At 48.9% G+C, this 19,368-nt stretch carries 16 protein-coding genes and 4 pseudogenes; 14 read left to right on the forward strand and 6 right to left on the reverse strand.

All coding sequences use genetic code 11. The features are described from left to right. Positions 1–44: 44 nt before the first annotated feature. Positions 45–968 carry a LysR family transcriptional regulator gene (locus ACTWJ7_RS08675; RefSeq protein ID WP_024632627.1) on the reverse strand — a complete coding sequence of 308 codons (924 nt, stop codon included), beginning with the start codon at positions 966–968 and terminating at the stop codon, positions 45–47. Between the two features lie 303 nt (positions 969–1,271). On the opposite strand from ACTWJ7_RS08675, the pseudogene ACTWJ7_RS08680 reads away from it, so the two are divergent. From ACTWJ7_RS08680 to ACTWJ7_RS08705, 6 genes and pseudogenes are all read left to right on the forward strand, one after another. Next, positions 1,272–1,939: pseudogene (locus tag ACTWJ7_RS08680) on the forward strand (succinate dehydrogenase cytochrome b558 subunit). A 42-nt stretch (positions 1,940–1,981) separates the two neighbouring features. Beyond that, positions 1,982–3,724 (forward strand): succinate dehydrogenase flavoprotein subunit, encoded by a 1,743-nt coding sequence (sdhA, locus tag ACTWJ7_RS08685; RefSeq protein WP_024632625.1) that lies wholly within the window; start codon positions 1,982–1,984, stop codon positions 3,722–3,724. 486 nt (positions 3,725–4,210) lie between these two features. Beyond that, on the forward strand, positions 4,211–4,975 hold the full coding sequence (sdhB, locus tag ACTWJ7_RS08690; protein WP_024632624.1) for a succinate dehydrogenase iron-sulfur subunit: 765 nt from the start codon (positions 4,211–4,213) through the stop codon (positions 4,973–4,975). Between the two features lie 176 nt (positions 4,976–5,151). Then, positions 5,152–6,093 (forward strand): metallophosphoesterase, encoded by a 942-nt coding sequence (locus ACTWJ7_RS08695; protein ID WP_301881291.1) that lies wholly within the window; start codon positions 5,152–5,154, stop codon positions 6,091–6,093. 39 nt (positions 6,094–6,132) lie between these two features. After that, complete coding sequence (locus tag ACTWJ7_RS08700) at positions 6,133–6,867, forward strand: metallophosphoesterase family protein (protein WP_301881292.1); 735 nt, start codon at positions 6,133–6,135, stop codon at positions 6,865–6,867. A gap of 180 nt (positions 6,868–7,047) precedes the next feature. Next, a complete protein-coding gene (locus ACTWJ7_RS08705) occupies positions 7,048–7,680 on the forward strand; it encodes a GNAT family N-acetyltransferase (protein WP_079347650.1) in 633 nt (210 codons plus the stop codon). Positions 7,681–7,928: 248 nt separating this feature from the next. On the opposite strand, the pseudogene ACTWJ7_RS08710 reads toward ACTWJ7_RS08705, so the two are convergent. Next, positions 7,929–8,737 (reverse strand): annotated as a pseudogene (locus ACTWJ7_RS08710) (histidinol-phosphatase). A gap of 32 nt (positions 8,738–8,769) precedes the next feature. Next, positions 8,770–9,672 (reverse strand): LysR family transcriptional regulator, encoded by a 903-nt coding sequence (locus tag ACTWJ7_RS08715; protein ID WP_024632619.1) that lies wholly within the window; start codon positions 9,670–9,672, stop codon positions 8,770–8,772. Positions 9,673–10,120: 448 nt separating this feature from the next. On the opposite strand from ACTWJ7_RS08715, the gene ACTWJ7_RS08720 reads away from it, so the two are divergent. The 5 genes and pseudogenes from ACTWJ7_RS08720 to ACTWJ7_RS08740 all read left to right on the forward strand — a co-directional run bounded on the left by ACTWJ7_RS08720 (position 10,121) and on the right by ACTWJ7_RS08740 (position 14,992). Beyond that, the gene (locus ACTWJ7_RS08720; RefSeq protein WP_024632618.1) at positions 10,121–10,579 is read left to right on the forward strand and encodes a chemotaxis protein CheX; all 459 of its coding nucleotides are present in this window, start codon (positions 10,121–10,123) and stop codon (positions 10,577–10,579) included. 56 nt (positions 10,580–10,635) lie between these two features. After that, on the forward strand, positions 10,636–11,409 hold the full coding sequence (locus tag ACTWJ7_RS08725) for an SDR family NAD(P)-dependent oxidoreductase (protein ID WP_024632617.1): 774 nt from the start codon (positions 10,636–10,638) through the stop codon (positions 11,407–11,409). A 210-nt stretch (positions 11,410–11,619) separates the two neighbouring features. After that, positions 11,620–12,992: pseudogene (locus ACTWJ7_RS08730) on the forward strand (DEAD/DEAH box helicase). Positions 12,993–13,019: 27 nt separating this feature from the next. Next, positions 13,020–13,772, forward strand: a complete 753-nt coding sequence (locus ACTWJ7_RS08735; RefSeq protein ID WP_301881299.1) for an ABC transporter ATP-binding protein — start codon at positions 13,020–13,022, stop codon at positions 13,770–13,772. A 2-nt stretch (positions 13,773–13,774) separates the two neighbouring features. Continuing rightward, positions 13,775–14,992 carry an ABC transporter permease gene (locus ACTWJ7_RS08740; protein ID WP_079347642.1) on the forward strand — a complete coding sequence of 406 codons (1,218 nt, stop codon included), beginning with the start codon at positions 13,775–13,777 and terminating at the stop codon, positions 14,990–14,992. A 159-nt stretch (positions 14,993–15,151) separates the two neighbouring features. Here ACTWJ7_RS08740 and ACTWJ7_RS08745 read toward each other — a convergent pair whose 3' ends face one another. From ACTWJ7_RS08745 to ACTWJ7_RS08755, 3 genes and pseudogenes are all read right to left on the reverse strand, one after another. Further along, positions 15,152–15,283 (reverse strand): YjcZ family sporulation protein, encoded by a 132-nt coding sequence (locus ACTWJ7_RS08745; RefSeq protein WP_218671893.1) that lies wholly within the window; start codon positions 15,281–15,283, stop codon positions 15,152–15,154. Positions 15,284–15,569: 286 nt separating this feature from the next. Continuing rightward, complete coding sequence (locus ACTWJ7_RS08750) at positions 15,570–16,868, reverse strand: aminotransferase class I/II-fold pyridoxal phosphate-dependent enzyme (protein WP_301249003.1); 1,299 nt, start codon at positions 16,866–16,868, stop codon at positions 15,570–15,572. 177 nt (positions 16,869–17,045) lie between these two features. Beyond that, positions 17,046–17,661 (reverse strand): annotated as a pseudogene (locus ACTWJ7_RS08755) (pyridoxamine 5'-phosphate oxidase family protein). Positions 17,662–17,797: 136 nt separating this feature from the next. Between ACTWJ7_RS08755 and ACTWJ7_RS08760 the strand changes: the two are divergent. From ACTWJ7_RS08760 to ACTWJ7_RS08770, 3 genes are all read left to right on the forward strand, one after another. Then, the gene (locus ACTWJ7_RS08760; protein ID WP_443145336.1) at positions 17,798–18,049 is read left to right on the forward strand and encodes a GntR family transcriptional regulator; all 252 of its coding nucleotides are present in this window, start codon (positions 17,798–17,800) and stop codon (positions 18,047–18,049) included. A gap of 65 nt (positions 18,050–18,114) precedes the next feature. Beyond that, on the forward strand, positions 18,115–18,984 hold the full coding sequence (locus ACTWJ7_RS08765; RefSeq protein ID WP_443145337.1) for an aminotransferase-like domain-containing protein: 870 nt from the start codon (positions 18,115–18,117) through the stop codon (positions 18,982–18,984). 26 nt (positions 18,985–19,010) lie between these two features. Further along, complete coding sequence (locus ACTWJ7_RS08770) at positions 19,011–19,256, forward strand: hypothetical protein (protein WP_443145338.1); 246 nt, start codon at positions 19,011–19,013, stop codon at positions 19,254–19,256. Positions 19,257–19,368 lie beyond the last annotated feature (112 nt).

A 19,368-nucleotide genomic window follows, 5' to 3' on the forward strand; every position in this document is an offset into this window, starting at 1 on the left:
GGAAAGATGACTGCTGAGCGTGGAGCTCAGCTAATATATGAATGCTAAGGCGTCGTAGTCCTCCGTGAGGGCAGCGGCGCCTTTGCTGTAAAGAGCGCAGCCGTTTCCCTGACCCACTGTCTGGAGGTTTGGCTGAGGTTTTCCTTTTCCCCGTAGATCATGCAGGTCGTACGCCGTGTCTGTTGCAGCTGAGGCAGATATACAGAGACGAGATCATTATCCGCAAGCAATTGAGGGCGGAGATATGACTTGGGAAGCAGTGCTGCGGCTTTGCAGGTAGGCAGAAGGCGGACAATCGCTTCAAAGGAATCAATCTCCATGCGAATATCCGGCATCACGGCGCAGCGCTGGAAGAGGTCATCGGTTAATTTGCGGTACCATGTCCCTTTGGAGAACGTAATCATCGGCAGGTCCTGCAAATGCTCCATTCCGGCCTCCTTGCCAGACAATGGATGCGTCAATGGTACAACCAGCTCCAGATGATCATCGAAGAGCGGCACACAGTTCAGACCGGCCTCGCTAATCGAAGACGCAACGATGCCCACATCCGCTTTTTTATCCCGGACAAAAGAGACAATTTCATGTGTTTTTCCTGTCACCAGCTTAATCTCCGCATTAGGATGTTTCTCCATAAAGGCATTAACCAGCGGAGGCAATGTAGTTTGAAGGGTCGTCAGACTGGCTCCAAGCGTAATTGAGCTTTGCTCTTCGTCCTTATACTGCGCCAGCATGGTCAGAAATTTCTGCTGCTGCTGTTTCTGCTCTATCGCGAAAGTGTAGGCGACCTGACCTACGCTGGTTAATTCGAGTCGTTTACCACGGCGATGAAAGAGCGCCACTCCGAGTTCATCCTCCAATTTGGCGATTTTGCGTGATAGTGCGGGCTGTGAAAGATTCAGCAATTTCGATGCACGGTTCAGACTGGACTGCTCCACAACCGCCGCAAATGCGTTTAATTCCTCGAACATGAGCACTAACCTCTTTTCTAATGAAGGTACTTTGCGTGAGGCATCTCCTTGTCAAATATTTCTCCATGTTGTATGGCCTGCACGACCGATGTTTATAACTTATACCTATAGGTTATAACATTTAATAATTATATTGCAATTCCCTTATAAGAAAAAAAGGAGTAACATGAACCGTGACACAAGTTGTTCACACCTGAAGAAAACGGAACAATTTGTCGAACCTTTCCTTGGGGAAGGTTTGTGTCATGATATGTGAAATTATTTATGAAAACGTTGTATTTAGCGAAAGGGGATCGACATTTTATGAAAGGGTTTTACTCCAGAAAGCTGCACTCCTTGCTTGGCGTCATTCCGCTCAGTCTGTTTTTTGTTGAGCATCTGGTGACGAACTTCTCGGCAGTTGAAGGCGGCAAAGAAGGCTTTAACGGTGCTGTTGCATTTCTGAACAGTCTGCCACTCGTCATTGTTCTTGAAACGCTTCTCATCTGGCTGCCGCTGTTCTATCACGGTGTATATGGTTTGTACATTGCCTATCAGGCCAAGCCAAACGTGGGACGTTTTGGCAATGAGCGCAACTGGCGCTATACGTTGCAGCGCGTCAGCGGTGTTATTACGTTTGTGTTCGTTATCTGGCACATTTGGGAGACTCGTTTCCAGGTTGCGCTGGGGAACGTTACACACGAAGAGCTTGGCGGTGTCATACATGACATCGTGATGAATCCGGTGACGTTTATTTTATATCTGATCAGTGTGGTTGCGGCATCCTATCACTTTGCCAACGGCTTGTGGTCGTTCTTGGTTAGCTGGGGATTACCGTCGGTCCGCGTGCGCAGCGTGTATCTTCCTACATCTGCATGAGCTTGTTTGCCATCGTAGCCATCATGTTTATTGTATCGCTGCTTGCTTTCCGGAGCATGGATTTCCAGGTAGCGACTTCAATGATTGACGCAGTTAAGACAGTTCTGATTTAAGCATTTAGACTTAAATGCTGACTTATAAGGGAGTGAACAGCAATGGCATCATCTAATATAATTATTGTGGGCGGCGGTCTCGCGGGGTTGATGGCGGCGATCAAATCGGCTGAAGCCGGAGTCCATGTTCATTTATTTTCACTGGTTCCTGTTAAAAGATCGCACTCCGTATGTGCCCAAGGCGGCATCAACGGTGCGGTAAATACCAAGGGTGAGGGCGACTCCCCGTGGGTACACTTTGACGATACGGTATACGGCGGCGACTTCCTCGCGAATCAGCCTCCGGTCAAAGCAATGTGTGAAGCGGCACCAGGTATTATTCACCTGATGGACCGGATGGGCGTAATGTTCAACCGGACACCGGAAGGTTTACTTGATTTCCGTCGTTTCGGCGGCACGAAGCATCACCGTACAGCGTTTGCCGGTGCAACAACAGGACAACAATTGCTCTATGCGTTAGATGAGCAAGTACGTCGCTGGGAAGCAGCGGGTCTCGTTACGAAGTATGAGAACTGGGAGTTCCTGCAGGCTGTTGTGGATGACGAAGGCACCTGCCGCGGGATTGTAGCACAGGATCTGAAAACGATGAAGGTACAAACGTTCCCGGCAGAAGCGGTTATTCTGGCGAGCGGCGGCCCTGGCATTATTTTTGGTAAAACAACCAACTCGGTTATCAATACAGGTACTGCCGCAAGTGCGGTGTATCAGCAAGGTGTAAATTACGCGAACGGTGAGTTCATTCAGATTCACCCGACAGCCATTCCAGGCGACGACAAGCTGCGTCTGATGTCCGAATCGGCTCGTGGTGAAGGTGGACGGATCTGGACGTATAAAGACGGTAAGCCTTGGTACTTCCTTGAAGAAAAGTATCCGTCATACGGGAACCTTGTTCCTCGTGATATCGCGACGCGCGAAATTTTCAGCGTGTGCGTGGATATGGGCCTTGGCGTCAACGGCGAGAACATGGTATACCTCGATCTGTCACACAAAGATCCGAAGGAGCTGGATGTGAAGCTCGGCGGAATCATTGAGATTTACGAGAAGTTCATGGGTGATGACCCACGCAAAATTCCGATGAAAATCTTCCCGGCAGTCCATTATTCCATGGGCGGCATGTGGGTAGATTATAACCAAATGACCAACATTCCAGGACTGTTCGCAGCCGGTGAATGTGAATACCAATATCATGGTGCGAACCGTCTGGGTGCGAATTCCCTGGTATCGGCAATCTACGGTGGTATGGTGGCTGGACCAAAAGCGGTTGAATATATCAAAGGACTCAAAAAATCGTCCGCAGATATCAGTTCTTCCGTGTTCGATGGTTATACTAAGCGCCAAACCGATAAGTATGAAGGCATCCTGAACATGCAGGGCAGTGAAAACGCCTATGTCATTCACAAAGAGCTTGGCGAATGGATGACAGCGAACATGACCGTTGTACGCTACAACGATAAACTGGAAGCTACTATCGGCAAGATCAAGGAATTGAAAGAGCGTTACGGCAAAATCAATATGTACGACACTTCAGGTTGGAACAACCCGGGCGCGGCATTTACCCGTCAGCTGTGGAACATGCTTGAACTGGCAGAAGCGATGACTCTGGGCGCACTGCTGCGTAACGAAAGCCGCGGAGCGCACTACAAACCGGACTTCACCGAACGGAACGACGAGGAATTCCTGAAAACCACGATCGCAAGCTGGTCGAAGGAAGGTCCAAAAATTTCGTACGAGCCTGTAGACGTTTCCCTCATCCCACCACGGATCCGGGACTACTCGAAAGATTAAGTAAAGCGAAATCTTGGCCTATTAATAAAGTTAAAGACGTAGCACCTTAACGGAAAAGCAGTAGACAAATAGAGGCGAAGCGTAAGCGGAGCTTCTCAAAGTTACTGCCAACCAGAATGAATTATTGCAACTTTCAGTAAAGTGACTCCATAAGCACGACGTAGCGGAGGAGACGGAAATGTCCTGAAGAAGCAGAGCGTTTGCGATGCTTTAGAAATTAAATACTGCATCCAGCATGAATGGATTGCAGTTTCCAGCAAAGCGACCCCACGTGCACAACGTAGCGGAGGAAGCGGCAATGCCCAGAAGAAGCGAAGCGCTCGCCTTTATCACCAAATTTTAACCCTGTTAAGGGCTGATTCAGAAAATTTGGGGATAACAGCGATCAGAAGGGCATTCCGCAGCCGAAGCGTCACCCATGCGCGGAAAAGATCACTTTGCGCATAAGCAACACCAATCATCGTCACCAAAGGAGGGGACAACGATATGGCGGACACAGCTACAGCCAAAAAAACCGTCAAGTTTATCATCACCCGTCAGGACAGCCCGGAGTCATCTTCGTACAACGAAGAGTTTGAGCTCCCGTACCGTCCCGGCATGAACGTTATTAGCGCCCTGATGGAGATCCAACGGAACCCGGTTAATACGGAGGGCAAGTCTATTGCCCCGGTCTGCTGGGAATCGAACTGTCTCGAAGAAGTCTGTGGAGCATGCTCCATGGTCATCAACGGCAAACCGCGTCAAGCGTGTGCAGCCCTGATTGATAAGCTCGAACAACCGGTTCGCATCGAACCGATGAAAACCTTCCCGGTGGTTCGTGACCTCGTCATTGACCGTACCCGGATGTTTAACGCCCTGAAACGGGTTAAAGCTTGGATTCCGATTGATGGTACCTATGACCTTGGTCCAGGTCCGCGGATGCCGGAGAAGAAGCGTCAGTGGGCTTACGAGCTATCCAAATGTATGACATGTGGTGTATGCCTCGAAGCATGCCCGAACGTGAATGAAAAAACAGACTTTATCGGTCCGGCTGCTCTTTCTCAGGTACGTCTGTTCAATGCTCACCCAACAGGAGAGATGAACGCCGAAGACCGCCTGGAAGCACTTATGGAAGATGGAGGTATTGAGGGCTGTGGGAACTCGCAGAACTGCGTGCGCTCTTGTCCAAAAGGTATTCCATTGACTACTTCCATTGCCGAAATGAACAAACAAACGACCAAACACATGTTCAAACGCTGGTTGGGCGTGTAATCTATTCATAAAAAATGCAGAAATTCAATCTGCACCATTAGAAGAAGTCGTGATCCTAGGCGGATGTAGCCCAAGAACACGGCTTCTTTTTCTGTATACTCAGAGGAACCGGGCTAGTCATGCAGAATATGGTATACTAAGGAGATGGATTTGGAGCGGAAGAAGGAGGGGGACGCATGGGAGAAGCACCACGTGAGGGCAGCAAGATCTCGCCGCCCCGGCGCTCACAGTATGGATCTGATTCGGAGAACCCCATTTTCCCAGGAGAAGAAAAGGATCACGATCCCTCCCGGCGCAGTTTTTTGCTGCGCATGATCTTGATGACGGCGAGTGCCAGTTTGCTCACAGGAGGATATGCCTGGTTATGGGAGCCGCGTCATTTGGAAATCAAGCACGTTGAATTGAAATTACCCAAGTTTCCAAAAGCATTCGAGGGACTGCGTGTGATTCAGTTCAGTGATGCTCATCTTGGATTCCATACGGGGCTGAAACAAATGGAGAAGCTGGCTGAAACGATACGGGAACAGCAGCCTGATCTGATTTGTTTTACTGGAGATATGGTTGAACGGGAAGCAGAACCGATGCGTGAATGTATTCCTGTACTTGCCTCGATGCAAGCGAAGTATGGCAAATATGCCGTATTAGGGAATCATGATTATCGTGGCCAGCAGCAGCATGAAGTGGAGCTGATGTTCAAGGAGGCTGGATTCACGTTGCTCCGAAACAGCCATGTTCTGATTGAACGCGGGGATTCACGTATTGCGATAGCAGGTCTGGATGACGCGCTTACGGGCAGACCTGATCCTCTTGCAGCAATCAAGGGATTGAGTAGAGAGGTCTGGAAACTGCTGCTTATGCATGAGCCCGATTATGCAGACATTGCAGCACCTTACGGTTTCGGACTACAGCTCTCCGGACACAGTCATGGCGGGCAGGTGCGTTTTCCATGGATTGGGGCGCTGACTACACCGAGAGGTTCACTCAAGTATATTCAAGGGTTATATTACGCAGGGGATAAGCATATGCCAGTCTATGTGAACCGTGGCTTTGGCATGACCCAACTGCCGATCCGCTTTTTGTGCAGGCCGGAATTGACTGTTTTTGAGTTAAAGGGTTAACAACATAAAGAATATAGAGCATAGAGGGAGGTTAGCCAGATGGAACGAATTGCGATTGTATCCGATATTCATGGCAACATGACTGCTTGGGAAGCGGTATTAAACGATATTCGGAGTCGCGGATTGAAGCGAATCTTTTGTCTTGGCGACCTCGTTGGCAAGGGACCGGACCCGGTACAGGTTGTGGATCTGGTAAGAGAGACATGTGAGCAAGTCATCCGTGGCAACTGGGATGAGCTGGTTGCAGTTAATTCGGACAATGAGAATTTTACTTGGCAAGCGAAGCGGCTGGGTAAGGAGCGATTGACATATTTGAAGAGCTTGCCGTTTAGCCACCAATTAGAGCTGAGTGGTCGGAAGATCCGCCTAGTGCATGCATCTCCCCAAAGTGTATATCACCGCGTACAGCCGTGGGATGAGATGGAGAAGAGGTTAGCCATGTTTGATCCTCCGGCAGACGAGCCTGAGCTCGGTGTGGCGGATGTCGTAGGATATGGGGATGTGCATAACGCATACTTGCAATTTCTGAATGGCAAAATGTTGTTCAATGCAGGCAGCGTGGGTAACCCGCTTGATTTGACCCAGGCTTCATACTGTATTCTTGAAGGAGAGAACAGCAGTGATCGGAACACGCCATTTAACCTTCAATTTGTAAGGGTACCTTATGATATTGAACAGGAAGTACAGACTGCTCAGCAGGCCCAGGTGCCCTCACTTGATTTCTATATCCGAGAGCTTCGTACAGGTGTCTATCGCGGGCTGCAAACGGATTAGTGATTTCAGGAATAAATTGCTGTAATGAATTGGCATACTAATGTTCGGGCTACTGAGCGGAGTGTAGTTGAGTATATTGATGTATCGTCGTTTATCCATGTATTCTATTTGCGCCGGATCATCCTCAGAGCATGCTTGTCTTACCGGACTAGAACCCGTTAGGCAAAAGGAGCGATTGTCATGCTGACCCGAAAAATGCTGGGCCAAGGATTGCCTGCTTTGTTGACAGAGCGCCTTGTTCTTCGATCATTACGTCAGAGTGATTACAGCACGTTGTCGGAGCTGTTTTCCGACCCGCAGGTGATCCGTTATGTAAACAGGGGAAGTCAGCCCACGCCAATCCGGGCTCGGCGATTATTGAATCAGATTCGTAGCAGCAGCGCCAAGCTGGATTCACTGCATTACGGCATCTGCTGGAAAGGCAGTGAGCAGATCATTGGCATCACTTCATTCCAACATTGGAATGACAAGAATGGTACCGCACAGATTGGATACATCTTGAACAGGTCCTGCTGGGGCAAGGGAGTCGCGACTGAGGCAGTGCAGCGTTTGCTGGAATTCGGTTTTGCCGAGCTTAACTTGTCCAAAGTGGAAGCCCGCTGTTACGAGGCAAATGTTTCATCCGAACGAGTGCTTTGCAAGAGCGGCATGAGTTATGAACGAACCCTGCCCTCGTTTGTTTTGAATCATGAGGATGGTGAGACGCCGGATACTCTGCTGGATGTTAAGGTGTATAGTCTATGTCGTGAACAACATGTCCGTTCTCATTGGGAAAATCGCCTGCAAACGTTGGTATCCGACAAGCGCGAGTAACATAGAATAAAATGAAACAGCAGAGGGTTGAAACGAACTTCAATCATTTGTTACACAAATGAAATATAGCTGCAATTGAACTCTAACAGACAGCGGGTAAACTTATCTCATGACCCCCTTTTTGATAATAGATAATGCTGTTGGGACCCGCTGTTTGCGGGTTCATTTTTTTTATATTAGGAAACGAACCGAAAACCCCCACAGCGTGCTGATTCACGCCATGAGGGTTTTATTGTGATGCTCTATGATTAAAACGGTACAACTTGCATCTGTTTTTGTTTGAAGTATACCCATTCCGTAAACCCGATCTCTTGCAGACGTGTACGAACGTCATCTAGTTCATCGGCAACACGCTGTGGTTTGTGGGCATCCGATCCGAAGGTCACCTTCACTCCGTAATGATGCGCACGCTCCAGAATGGCATCTGACGGGTACCAGCCACCACTAAGCTTGGTTTTACCCGACGTATTAATTTCAATGGCCACATTCGATTCTGCAATGACCTGCAACGTTTCGTCAATGGCTTGATCCGCGATAATGTCCGAGAAAGGTGGATAATTTCCTTTCATCGCATCAATATGTCCAAGGATCTGGAACATGCCGCTCCGGGCTGACTGCCGAATCAATGCATAATAACTTTCTTTCACTTCCACCTTACGTGCATCGCTTAAACCATTCCAGCGGGTTTTGTTGAAAATGCTGACATCTTCTGTGTGATGAACTGAACCAATAATATAATCAAAAGGATATTGCCCCAGCGTACTGCGATACAATTCGGCATGAATAGGGAAATAATCGGATTCGATGCCAAGCAGCACATCAATTTTGCCTGCGTATTCTTCCTTCAGAGCAAGTACTTCTTCCACGTAATGATGCAATTCCGACTTGCCCATCGCAATCCGGGAAAAGCCTGCTCTGCGTCACTGCCAAAGTAAGGTGTATGATCCGAGATACCGATGACCTGAAGTCCAGCTTGAATACCTGCCTCAATATAGTCGCGAATATTGCCGTCCGCATGACCACAACGAAAATGATGGGTGTGAAGATCAAATTTCATATGGAAATCCTTCCTTTCTCATGGCTCATTTATCATTCTGAACTGATGAACTGGGTCTCCGGCATGCCTTTGAGATCGCTCAGGAATTGCTGCATGGCCGAATTGAGATAACGACTTGATTTGTAAATGACTCCGACAGGGTGACTGACCTCAAGTTCACTGAGTGGAATCATGCGCAGTGTGCCTTGCCGCAACTCATGGGCAACAGATTGTTTGGATATAACGGCAGCCCCGAGATTAATCTCAACCATCCGTTTTACTTCCTCGCTGCTCGACAACTCCATGACGATATTGGGCTCAATGTTATGTTTCTTAAAAATGCCTTCCGTAAAGCGACGCCCCACCGTATCCGGGGATAGCAAAATCAGAGGTGTGCTGCGCAGGACATCCACCGCAGCATGCTTTTGCTTCGCCAGCGGATGGAATGGAGACACCACAAGTTCGAACGTATCATAATACAGCACGGACGTATTCAGGTTAGGATTACGCTCCGTGAGATAACCGATACCGATATCAACCATACCATTCTCGACCTGGGTATAGATCTGTGAGGAGGGCAGGGATTGGATACTGGTCTTAATAAGTGGAAATTGATCCTGAAAGTAAGATAACACCCGTGGCAAAATCTGAATGGCAATGGACGTCGTTGTGCCGAGTCTGATATGTCCCTGAGGGGTCTCATCGAGATCCATCAGCTTTTGTTTCAGCTCACCCACGATATCCAGCATACGTTCGGCATGTTGCAGAAACACCTGTCCACGATCGGTGAGGGTTACCGGCTGGTTACGATCGACAAGAACGGTCCTGAATTCATCCTCCAGGCTTTTGATTTGGGCCGAAACGGCAGGCTGGGTCAGATTTAGAAGTTCTCCGGCTTTGCGGAAACTCATCGTTTTCGAGATCGTAATCAGCGTCTCCAGTTGACTGATATTCATGTATGGCCTCCTTGCACGTAAAATGTCTTCTGTCTATCCATAGTGGAATCCCGTAACTGGTCATTGCTTGCGTTCCTTAAATTATAGGTGATTCAAGACAGCAGGGCAATGAAGGGGACATCATGGATTTGGGGAGGTCCATAAGAACGAGAAATTAATTTTATTTCAAGAAAATAAAATTTTTAATATTTTAAGAAACAGTAAAAAAGTCCTAAATACCAATTGCCATGCCCCTCCGTGGCAATTGGTGTTCCAACAGATGCGAAAAGCCTTATTTTTTCGCTAGAATCAGCTATAAACATTTACCCCGTGGATGACGATAAATTATAGTACACATGCCTTACCGAATTCTTGGTGAATTCTTGTACGTGATAAAGTATAATAAATTTATTGAATATGGGACTTTTGGTGTGTGACCAATAACCCAGTGTAAGGGGGACATTAGACAGTGAAAGCGGAAGTGATTAATCCTTTCCTGGAATCCGCACGGAACGTATTCGAACAGCTCATCCAGGTTTCGCCTTCCACCGGGAGTCTTGGCGTGAAAAATGTGGAGTACATTGCAGACCATGTCTGGATCGTGATCGGAATGACTGGACAACTGAGCGGAAACATTGTGTTTGGAATACAAGAGTCGGTTGCATTGAAAATTGTTTCTGCCATGATGGGCGGTTTTGTCATTACAGAAATGGACGAAATGAGTAAAAGTGCTATTTCGGAACTTGGCAATATGATTAGCGGCAATGCAAGTACCATCCTGTCTAATCAGGGTGTCGTTGTTGATATTACACCTCCACAAGTGATGAATTCTGAATATGTGGCTTCCTTTAGTGCAACGAAGGCGTTGAGCATTCCTTTGCTGATGGACGGAATTGGTGAGATGGATATTCAAGTGATGATCTCGTAGAATAGAACCATACGCCTCTAGGGGCAATATGTGTTCAATACGGGAGGACATCGGGTATGCTGAAAGATCAGGTTGTTTTTATCACAGGTGCGTCGAGCGGAATTGGTGCGCTCTGTGCGCAGATGTTGATAGAAGAAGGAGCCATCCCGATTCTGGCTGCCCGCTCGCGGGACAAGCTGGAGGAGATTGGTGCTTCGCTGAAAGGGCAACACGAACTACTCACGTTAGATGTAACGAATGATGAGCAGGTTCAGACAGCCGTGAATGCGATGTTGCAGAAATACGGACGAATCGATATTTTGCTGAATAACGCGGGTTACGGAAAATTTGCGGCGATGACGGATATGTCTGTGCAGGAATTCGATGAGATGATGGACGTGAATTACATGGGCATTGTCCGCTGCACCAAGGCAGTGTTGCCGCAGATGCTGCAACGGGGCAGAGGACAAATTGTAAATGTAGCTTCCATGGCTGGCAAGATCGGAACGGCAAAATCCGCTTCATACACGGCGACCAAACATGCCGTACTTGGCTTCAGCAATGCCCTGCGCCAGGAACTTCGCAAAACCGGAGTCACGGTAACGACCATTAATCCCGGACCTATCGATACACCGTTCTTCCAACGGGCGGATCCCTCCGGTAACTATGTTAATAATGTACGCTGGATGATGCTGAAGCCGGAAGAGGTTGCGGGGCATATGATCCGGGCGATGAAGAAGCGCAAGGAAGAAGTGAATCTGCCCAGACTGGCTTCGGCTGGTGTGTGGCTATATCAGCTATTTCCGCGTCTTGCTGACAGGCTGTCGCACGGTGTAATGAATCAGAAGTAAGATGCAACAGTGGGCATCACATATCGGATGAAGAAGGGCTCCGCCGAGGGGCTTTTCTTTTTTTGTCTGTAAAGGTATGTTTCGTGAATAAGATTTGGTCCGCAGGCTTTTTTCGCATATAATGAAAGGTAATGTGATGACAGGCTTCGGTTATATTAGTACAAGCAGGGCTAGAGCATCGAAACGAATAAATTTAAAGGATGGACATACATGACGAATCAAACATTTGCTTCAATTGGCGTAGAACAGGATCTTGAGGCTGTACTCGCCAGACATGGCATCAATGAACCTTCACCAGTGCAGGCACAGACGATACCGGTTATTCTGGAAGGTCGCGATGTGGTTTCAAAATCTCAGACGGGAACAGGCAAGACGCTCGCCTATCTGCTGCCACTGCTGCAATCCATCAAAAGTGATGTAAAAGGCACACAGAAGCTCATTATAGCTCCGACGCAAGAGCTGGCAATGCAGATTGTACGCGAGGCACAGCGGTATGGAGAAGAACGTAAAATCGGCGTTCTGGGTCTAATTGGCGGTGCAGCGGTAAAACGTCAGATCGAAAAGCTGCGTGAACATCCCGAACTGGTTGTGGGAACGCCAGGACGACTGAAGGAATTGATCACGCTGAAAAAGCTGAAAATGCACAACGTCTCCACAATCGTTATTGACGAGGCAGACCAGGTATTCCAGCTCGGCGGAGTAAGCGACGTGGACTTCGTATTGCGCAGTGCCCTGCGCGACCGTCAACTCATTTTCCTGTCCGCAACGATCGATGAACATACCGCTGGACTCGCGAAGCGGGAGATGAAAGAGCCGGTACAGATCGGAATTGAACCGGACCGGGCAACCGCCGCGGGACTTGAGCATTTTTATTTTGTGGAAGAAAACCGTAACAAAATCGATATGCTGCGACGTTTGGTTAGACAATATAACCCGGATCGCGCCATCGTCTTTGTGAATGCTACCGAGGATATTGGCGAGGTTGAAGCGAAAATGAATCATCTGGGCTTCTCTGCAGCTGCGCTGTATGGAGACGCCGACAAAGTGACACGCAGCAATGTGTTATCCGCTTTCCGCAATGGCAAACTGCAACTGCTGATCGCGAGCGAGGTCGCAGCCAGAGGACTGGACATTGAAGGCTTGCCGATGGTCATTAACTATGACCCTGCATTTGATTCGGAACACTATGTTCACCGCGCAGGCAGAACAGGCCGGATGGGTCGCAGCGGCATCGTGTTGTCGATCGTGGATGAAACGCAAATTTTCATTATGCGCAAGTTTGCGCGGGAACTTGGAATCGAATTGCCGGAACGTGTATTGTTCGGGGGAAAGTGCTCGAGGCTGATCCGCGCCCGGATACCCGGCCTGAAGGGCATTCCTTCTCCAGAAAACCAGGGCAGTCCCGGGATCGTAAGCCTGGTCAGGCCAGCCGTAATGGTGGCGCCAGAACTGCTGTATCGAACCAACGCTCGACGGGTGGCAAGCCAGCTGGCAATGCAGGCAGAACTGAACGGGACCAGGATCGCAAGAACAAGGGCGCTCCCAAATGGAGCAAAGGCAAAGAGCCACGCGCTGAAGAATAAAACCTGACGAAAGAGGTGCAGGGATAGATGGAAAACGTTCAACCGCCCGTATTGAAAATCAACGGGCTAAGCGGAGGTTACAGTGCCAAGCGGCCGGTCCTCCACGGCATCGATCTGGAAGTTGGACGCGGAGAGATGGTCGGACTGATCGGATTAAACGGTGCTGGCAAAAGTACAACGATGAAGCATATTTTAGGGTTAATGACCCCTCAGCAGGGTGAAGTGAGGGTCATGGGCAAGAAGCGGGACGAAGATCCACAGGTATATCAATCTGCCATGGCCTTTGTACCTGAATCTCCCGAGCTGTATGACGAAATGACGGTCATGGAGCATCTGGAGTTTACAGCCAGAGCATACGGTGTTTCGGAGGCTGATTTCAAACAGCGTACGGAGAAGCTGCTGAAATTGTTCCGCATGAATGAGAAAAGTACCAGTCTGTCCACCCACCTGTCCAAGGGTATGCGGCAAAAGGTCATGATTATGTGTGCTTTTGTGGCAGGTCCGCCACTCTACATCATTGATGAGCCTTTCCTGGGACTTGACCCACTCGGGATCCGCTCTTTGCTTGATTTTATGCTCGAAATGAAAGCGTCGGGATCTTCCATTCTGCTCAGTTCACACATTCTGTCCACCATTGAAAATTACTGTGACCGTTTCATTGTTCTACACCGGGGACAGGTCATTGCTCAAGGGACGCTGAATGAGCTGCGTGCTCAATTCGGGGAATCGAATGCCACGCTGGAGCATATGTTCTATTCCCTTGTACAGGGCAGGGATTAAGCATGGATCTCAAGCAGCTATGGAAGCAAAGACGCACGGGATTCTGGAATGGAATTCTTCCTTACCTGGGTTATGTCATTCAGAGCGGCGTAGCCATGGTGTTCTTATTTCTTGTCATTGCGTTCTCCGCCTGGTATACATCGTTTGTACAGCATATTCCGGCGGGATTCCCGATTCGCTGGATTACGCTGCTGTTGCTGGCACCACTGGTGCTGTTTAGCAGCTATCGTACATATCTGCATCCGGCTGACATCGTATTTTTACGTCCGCAGGAATATCGGATGCACGAATATCTGAAGAACAGCTTCGCCCGTGGCATCATCTATAAAACTCTGGGCATGCTCTTCATATTCATTACGCTGTGGCCGCTCTATGTTCGAGCGGATCAGGATGCAAGGCCATTTGGCTGGTTTATCCTGCTGCTGCTGCTGTGGAAAGGGCTGTCCAGCTATGGGGCATGGCAAGAGCTGCGCATGGTGCAGATTGGTGCAGCCAGAGGATATCGTCTGCTCCGATGGGCACTTGCTGTGCTTGCGGTTGCCGCTTGGTTGTGGCAGCCTCCACAGCGCAGCATCTGGTTCCTGCTGCTGCTGGCTGTTGTCTATATCGTTGCCCTGCGTATTCCTCTGAAACATCGGGTTTCATGGGAACGTCTTATCCAGGTAGAGCAGGGCCAGGCTGGACGAGTGATGCGAACGTTGGGCTGGTTTGTCGATGTACCTTCATCAGGCCAGAAAGTAACTTCTCGCCGCTGGCTTAGCAAATGGGGGAGTGGCCTCCCCTGGAATGCAGGGAAAGCTTACCGCTATCTGATTACCAAAACATTTATCCGAACTGAAGTGTTCTCGATTGTTGTACGCCTGGTCGTACTCGGAATGTTGTTGTCCTGGTGGACGGCAGGCAGTTATTTCGGTATAGGTGTCTACCTGTTCTTCCTGCTGCTTGCAGGTGTTCAACTGGGTGCGCTGCGTCGCAGTCATAGTGAGTCGTTCTGGATTATGATATATCCTATCTCGGGAGAAAGTCGTCGTTCCCAGGTGCTGGGCTTCATCTCGAATCTGCATGCAATGGTTGCCTTACTTATGTGGGTGCCGATGCTCGCTGCGGGAGTGAGTGGACTAGGCATGACTGGAGCGGCATTGGTCCTTGGCGCGCTGGTAATCTACTTGATGCGACGTTCTCAGGGCAATAAGTGGTTGAAGGAAGAAGAGGATGAATGAACGGTCGAGCATCTGCCAGTAAGCAGTCATTGGCGATGCCGATCAGCAATTCTATTGAAACATAACAGAAAGACGGGTATTCCGAGCTGTATCTCGGAATACCCGTCTTTCTGTTAGAATCAGCTTACCTTGTTCCGACTCATGTTGAGGACGTATGGACTAACAGAGGAACGATTTAGTGATAATGACGAGCAAGATAAACAGAACGAGAATGGCACCTGTATTTGTAAATCCTCCTCCGAAACCGCCGCAACCATAACCGCCTCTTGTTTCTTCAACAACTCCAGACATTGGTCATTCCCCTTTCAAGTGGTGTTAGGCACGCCCTTGCGTACATCGTATATTATGTACCGTGGAGGTAGGCTGATTGGGCCGTTGCCCGGTACAGCTTCAAAATCATCGTTTTGGGCATTTGCCCCGGCCCAGACAGCCATGCGTTTTCAGAGTGAACACAAAACACCCCTTTGTATCGAGAGATATTCATCAGGATACAGAGGGATGTTCATATTTGTCAGGAAACGCAAGCTAGTTCGTTTCCTGACTTCTTTATTTAGATAAGCATTTTACTGCATATGATCTAGTTCGTCTGAAGATCCAGAACTCCGCGATAGATCGTATCAAACAGATCTTCCAAGCCGGATTCTTCAATACAGGAGAAAGCAATTCGCAGATCGGACTCACCCAGTGCAATGGTACCGACGCCATATTTCTGTAGCAAATGGGTCCGGAGTTGCTCTGCACCCACATCTTTCAGCTTCAGACACATGAAGTAACCGGAGTTGAATGGGTAGTAATCCCATACCTCACCGTATTTACCGCTATCAAGAATGGCTTTTACTTTGTTGGCGCGGCCTTTCATGATTTCAAACTTCTCCAGCTTCTGTGCTTCGAACTCAGGTGCTTTCAGTGCATCCAGTACAAACGTTTGGGAAGGATGCGGACCACTGGAGATGGTTGCACGGATAATACCCAATGTTTTCTGCTCCAGTGCATGCAGAACCGCAGCGTCTTCATGAGCATACGTAATGAATCCAACGCGGAAGCCCCATACAAATTCTTCCTTGGTGGCACCGTCAACTTTGACAGTCAGGACACGTGGGTGAAGGTTCGCCAGTTTACCAAACAGGGATTCGTGAATGGAATCTTCGAAGAAGAGACCAAAGTAGGCATCATCGGTTACAGCAACGACGTTTACACCAGCCTCCGCCGCTTGACGAATCGTGTCCACGATTGCATCCGCTTCTTCAGCTCCAGGCGTATAACCTGTCGGGTTGTTCGGGAAGTTGAGCAGCACGATGGCTTTGCCTTTATCCTTCTGCGCAAGCAACGCTTCAAGTAGGCCTGCACTGTTGAAATTCAATTGATCATCGAACAGGGGATAATGAACCAACTGGCCGTGACGGCGAATTCCGAAAGTCAGCTCATAATTTTCCCAGTTTTTATCCGGATATATAACAGCGTCCCCTTCTTCAGCGAACAGGTCGGCTACGATACTTAGTCCATGAGTTAATGCGTTAGTTACAATCGGATTACCAAACGTTTTACCTTCAAGGGAAGGTGTTTCCTTCAGCATCTTGTCTCTCCATACGGTCCGCAGCTCAGGCTTCCCTGCAGGCGGAGCGTAAGGGTACAAATCCTTCGGTTGGTATGCAGACAGCTTATCCTGAATAACAGCTAAGTGCATCGGCACACCGCCCTCCAGAGCGATACCAATCGTAGCATTGTAGGTTTTGGCCAGACTTGCTGCTTCAGCAGACTGACTCAAGATACCTTCTTTTGGAAAATAGATTTCTTTGCCGAGCTGCGACAGCATGGAGTAGACGTGACTGCTGCCTGCCTGAATACTTTCGTTCAACTGTTCAGCCAGTGGATTCATTCTTTTCATCCTTCCAAGTCTTTGTGATTCAACTGCCTAACATTATAACACCTTGCCTTCCCCCGTCACGGAAATAACGCATAATGACAGTTTTATCACTTCACCGCGTTGTTGTAGATGTTTTTGAGTTAGGTTAATGTCACTTCTTTCGTTCGATTCTACTATGGAAAATGAGTATTATTCCTGATGAAAAGGACAGTATTTCCGCATCATTTCTGCGGTTTCCGCATCTCTTCCTTCGTTACGCTGCTCCAGTTCACCACTAATATGATCAAAGCGTTCGGCTGTGAGGTTCTGTCCAAATTTGAACTTGGCACTCATCCGTTCCGGAACAATGCGGACCACAGCAACAGCTTTGAGTTGTCCCTTGTATCGGGGATCAGCTGCATCAATGGGGATATATCCGCCCTGCGGCTGGAGTTTCTCCATGAAACGTTGCAGAACCTTACCTTTGATATCCAGATCCTGAAGCGGCTCTGCCTGACCGGATGCCATTACACTTTTGAAAAGAGGTTGCCGGACAGGCCAGCTCTGGATCACTGAAATAAGATGGAATCATGGAAAACTCTTCGGCCACTGTAAAGCTGACCGAGGAATCCTGTTTGATCTGCTTCATTTTCTCTCCGGCAAGACTGCCGTGGAAATAAAAACAACCGTCCATATATACGAAGTTTAGCGGTGTTACCCGTGGCTGCCCGTCTGGACTGACCGTTCCCAGAAAACCAAAGGAGCATTGCTCCAGAAAGGTTATCATTTCCTGCTCTTCATCTACATTGAATTCTTTTCTTCTCACTGGTGTTCCCCCTTGAATGGCAATGTGTATTAGATCGTTGTACCTTAGCCATAACAATAGAACCTGCATTGACATATAAAAAGATCCAATTTACATTCACTTTAGTAGACCAATTTATTTGGAAAAGGGGTGCACGATGGAATTATGGCTGCCCATGGATTCATACGAGCTTCAACATCGTTACAAATACGAGGCGTTGTACCATGCTTTGCGTGACGCCATTCATGCAGGAATGCTGGTTGGTGGCACAAGACTGCCTTCCACCCGAGAGTTAGCACGTCAGTATGAAATGTCACGCGGCTCCGTAGCCCAGGTGTATGACATGCTGCTCGCTGATGGCTATGTGCGGGCACATCGGGAAGAGGGACTTTTGTTTCGGACACATTAACGGCACAGGAACATGCGGGACAGGAAGCGATCCTTCCACTTTCTCCATGGGGAGAGCGGGTGAGCATGCTGAATATTCATAATCAAAATGAAAAACCGTCATCTATTGAACGGGAGAAACCGGTCATCAACTTCCATGTACAGCGCATGCCTGCCGAGCACTTCCCGCAAGCGGAATGGAAAAGTGCTTTGGCCGCCGTTCATCGCAGCAGTGGATCACATGAACGAAGTGGTACTGCTGGAGACCTTGAGCTGCGTGAGGCCATCGCGTCACATCTAAGATGGACACGCGGCATCCAGGCTGATGCATCACAGATCGTGTTGTTCAGTGGTTCCATGCAGGGCATCACCCTGCTGGCACAGCTGCTTATCCCAGAGGGGGCAGCTGTTGTATTGGAAAATCCGGGTTATCAGGGGATTGCCCATGCGGTGAAGTCCTGTGGAGGGACGATTATTCCAGCGGAGGTTGATAGCGGGGGAATTATTCCGCAGCGCTGGGAGGCACAGACGTTATTTGTGACCCCAACCCGTCAGTTTCCTACAGGAGCAGTCCTTGGTTTGGACAGACGGAGAGCCATACTTGAATGGGCGTCGGAGCGCAATGCCGTCATTATTGAAGATGATTATGACAGTGAATTTCGCTGGGGTGGCAGACCGATTGAACCGCTCAAAGTACTTGATCGTGAACAAAGGGTCATCTATGTCGGATCGTTCTCACAAACGATGGTTGCATCCTTCCGGCTGGGCTATGCGGTTCTTCCGCCAGGTCTGGTGCAGCCACTGATCGCTGCAAAAGCACTGTACGAACCGGTTCCTCCTGCCCTTCTGGAGCAGCGTGCACTTGCGAAGTTTATGACCCGGGGAGGATATTTGCGCCATCTAAGACGGTTAACCCGTCTGTACGGGGAACGGCATGCTTTTTTGTCAGTGAGATGAAGCGGGAATTACCGGAACCCTTCATCATGCAGCCTGGGGATGCTGGATTGCATATTTATGCTGCCTGGAAAGGGAGTATCGACAGTTATGAACGGTTCAAGGCACAGGCTCTGGAAGAAGGTGTCGTATTCCGAGATGCGGTGCGTTATCGGCTGACTCCAGGTCTTCCGGCTGTGTGTTTTGGCTTTGCACATCTGGAGAAAGAGGAGATTCAAGAGGGGATAAGGCGAATGCGGTTAGCATGGGAGAAGTGCACATTTTCGTTTCGGTGAATTCCGCTGTATAATGGAATAAGGCGTTTCGCTCCAGCAGGAGCAGGAATCATATATATACACATATCGCATCATTATTGATGCCTTATGCAAAAGAGATTAACTTTCAAGG

Source organism: Paenibacillus sp. 1A_MP2 (assembly GCF_052244825.1).
GTDB lineage: Bacteria > Bacillota > Bacilli > Paenibacillales > Paenibacillaceae > Paenibacillus > Paenibacillus vandeheii.